The following is a 2,483-nucleotide window of genomic DNA, read 5'->3' as shown; positions in this document are numbered from 1 at the left end:
CACCCCCTCGGTACGCAGATCGCCCCCGTCACCCACGACGATCACCCGAATTCCGCGACGGCCCGCCGCCTCGCGAACCAGGTCTCCCTGCGCGGAGTCGGCGGAGATGATCGCGAGCCCGTCCGGGCGCAGATACTCGCGGAAGAGCCGGAGTTTGGCGTTCCAATACCCCTCGACGCTGCGGTGCACGTCGATGTGGTCGCGCTCCAGCCCGGTCGAAACGGCGGTGTCGACGGAGACCCGGTCGAACAAACCGTCGGCCAAAATGCCGACGAACGCCTCGATCGACAGCGCCTGCGCCCCGGCGCGTGCCTGTGCGTCGATCAGTTCCGGCAAGTAGTCGGGAGATCGGCGGACCCGACTCTCGCGAAGAACCCCGTCGACATCCGTCACCCCGGTCGAGTCGTACCCCGCTGCCGGCCAGCCGATGAGCGTCATCAGCTGCCGGGTCGCGGTCGCGACGCTGGTCTTCCCGTTCGTCCCGGTGACGGCCGAGATGATCGGCCGCCCCGTTGGCGGTTCGATGCGAAATGTCATGGTGCCCCCTCCACGTCGCGTCATCATCTCACCGCGAGGGATGCCGGGCACCCCTGCTGTCGAGGATCGCTTGCGTCGAATGGTCGAGGTGCGCCCGCACTGCCCGCTCGGGGTCGGCCAGCGCCTCCTCGACGTAGGCGCGATGCTCGGTCGCCAGGGCCCCCGGGGCGTAGGCGGGGCGCACGTGCGTGAGCAGCAGGTGCATCTCGGAATCGAGTCGGCGGTACTCCTCGGCGATGCGCGGGGAGTCGGCGGCATCCACCAGGGCCAGATGCACGCGCGCGTGAGCGTCGAGGGTGGCGGGCCAGTCGCCCGAGGCTTCGGCGGCCGCGAGCGCGTCGAGGGCATCGTCGACGGCAGGGGGACGGGTGCCACGGTCGCGCACGATCCGCAGAGCCTCGGTCTCGAGGGCGCAGCGCAACTGCTGCAGGGCGACGAGCGCGTCGTCGTCGAGCAGAGAGACGCGCACGCCGCGGTAGGGCTCCGCCGTGACGAGACGTTCGGCCGTGAGGCGCGCGAGGGCGGTGCGCGCGGTGTGCCGCGAGACGCCATGCGTCGCGCTGAGCTCCTCTTCGCGCAGGGGGGTGCCCGGAGCGAGCTCGCCCGACAGGATGCCATGACGCACGGCCGCGGCGACGACGTCGGCCGCGCGGGGGCCGGGTGTATCGCTTGGCCGGTGCCCCGCAGCTTCGGCTGCGCGCGCGGCGGGTTCGCTGCTCGGCCGCGGGGATGCAGCATCGGCGGGGACGAACGGCTGCATCGGGGGATCACGCCGGGGCCGTGGCATCCGGGACCTCCTCACGCCGACGCGACGGAGCGGAGACCACGGCGAGGCCCACCGCGATGAGCGCGAGGCCGACCGCGCTCACGGCGCTCAGCTGCTCCTGCAGCACGAGGAGTCCGAGGAGCGTCGCACCGAGAGGCTCGGCGAGCGTCAGCGTCGAGACCGTGACGGCGGTCAGACGCGCGAGTCCCCACCCGAACAACAGGTACGCGACCGCGGTGGTCGCGACGCCGAGCCACAGGGCCAGGCCGAGACCGTTCGGGGTGAGCAGCCACGACGTTCCTGCGGCGAGCAGTACCGGCAGGCTCGCGACGGCGGCGACACCGAACACCGTGCCCATGACGCGCGTGGAGTTCCACCCCCTCTCGATCAGCGCCTTGGCGCACACGGTATAGAGGGCGTACGACATTCCCGCGCCGGCCGAAGCGAGCAGGCCGCCCGGGGCCAGGGCGACCGCGCCGCCGGTGACTCCCGAGACGAGCACGACCCCCGCGAGAGCGATCGCGGTGGCGAGCATCCACCGGCCCGAGGGGAGGCGGCGCGAGCGGATGGCATCCACGATCCCGGTCGCGATCGGGGCCGAGCCGAGGGCGACCACGGTGCCGATCGCGACGCCGTTCTCGCGCGTGCCGAGGAAGAAGAGCGGCTGATACGCCAGGACGCCGAGGGCGCCGACGGCGATGAGTGCGGCCGTGGATCCCCGCCGGGCAGCCGCCCGGGGCGGCGACGTCGGGCGCCGCCGGGCGAGCGCGAGGAGTCCCAGGATGCCGCCGCCCACCACGATCCGCGCGGCGCCGACGGCCACGGGGGAGGCGTCGACCCCGGCCAGTGCCTGAGCCGTACCGGTCGTGGCGAAGCACAGGGCGGCGGCGAGGACCGCGAGTGCGGGAAGCATGGAGAGATTGTTACACAATCTGCGAAGGTTCACTCCCGCAGCGATCGCACCATGGAGCGCAGGGCAGTGCGGGCGGCGAGCTGTTCGGCATCCGTCATCCCGCCGAGCATTCGGCGCTCGACCCCGCGCACGGCGGCGCTCGCCCGCGCGAGGTCGTTCCGTCCTTGCGCGGTGAGGCGGGTGGGGAGGGCTTTGCCGGAGGGGGCGGTCTCGGCGCGCTCGACGATGCCGTCACGCTCGAGGGTCTGCAGGAGCACGTTCATCGAC

3 protein-coding genes and 1 pseudogene are annotated in these 2,483 nt (G+C 72.7%); all 4 read right to left on the bottom strand.

The window, feature by feature from the left end:
• Positions 1–537 (bottom strand): Mur ligase family protein (locus LQV45_RS25730; protein WP_253074585.1); only part of this gene is annotated, 537 nt, incomplete at its 3' end.
• Between the two features lie 28 nt (positions 538–565).
• The gene (locus tag LQV45_RS25725) at positions 566–1,324 is read right to left on the bottom strand and encodes a GntR family transcriptional regulator (protein WP_230009476.1); all 759 of its coding nucleotides are present in this window, start codon (positions 1,322–1,324) and stop codon (positions 566–568) included.
• Positions 1,305–2,216, bottom strand: a complete 912-nt coding sequence (locus LQV45_RS25720; RefSeq protein ID WP_230009475.1) for a DMT family transporter — start codon at positions 2,214–2,216, stop codon at positions 1,305–1,307. The genes LQV45_RS25725 and LQV45_RS25720 overlap by 20 nt, the downstream gene beginning before the upstream one ends.
• Before the next feature lie 29 nt (positions 2,217–2,245).
• A pseudogene (locus tag LQV45_RS25715) lies at positions 2,246–2,483 on the bottom strand (MarR family transcriptional regulator); the annotation flags it as partial.

The organism is Microbacterium sp. Bi128 (assembly GCF_918698205.1).
This window is presented reverse-complemented; position numbering and strand designations above follow the sequence as displayed.

What these genes read in the sequence shown, in the direction of transcription:
- LQV45_RS25720 (WP_230009475.1), bottom strand. Translation starts at nt 2,216, where the DNA reads ATGCTTCCCGCACTCGCGGTCCTCGCCGCCGCCCTGTGCTTCGCCACG.
- LQV45_RS25725 (WP_230009476.1), bottom strand. Translation starts at nt 1,324, where the DNA reads ATGCCACGGCCCCGGCGTGATCCCCCGATGCAGCCGTTCGTCCCCGCC.